This is a genomic window from Salinimicrobium oceani (genome assembly GCF_012037645.1).
In genome coordinates this window covers 1-279 of record NZ_JAAVJR010001706.1, presented here as the reverse complement: position 1 = coordinate 279, position 279 = coordinate 1, and the positions used below count along the sequence as shown (strand labels likewise).

The following is a 279-nucleotide window of genomic DNA, read 5'->3' as shown; positions in this document are numbered from 1 at the left end:
CCAAATACGATAGCCGAAAAGATCAACAGGATCGCAAGATTCCTAAAAAGCGGATTTTTGATCTCTTCTCTAATGACTTCGCTAAGACCTTTTTGGGTTACCAAACCTACCCTGGCCGCCATTTCCTGAAGAATTATACATGCGATTACCGACAACAACAGGGCCCAAAGCAGAGAAAAACCGAATTCTACCCCCGCCAGCGTACACACGGTCACCGTACCCGGACCTATAAATGCAGCTGAAACCAACACTCCCGGCCCTAAATTCTTCAGCCAGTTC

General features: G+C 47.3%; 1 protein-coding gene. It reads right to left on the bottom strand.

The window, feature by feature from the left end:
* Nucleotides 1-279 (bottom strand): divalent metal cation transporter (locus tag HC175_RS23680; RefSeq protein ID WP_235942744.1); only part of this gene is annotated, 279 nt, incomplete at both ends.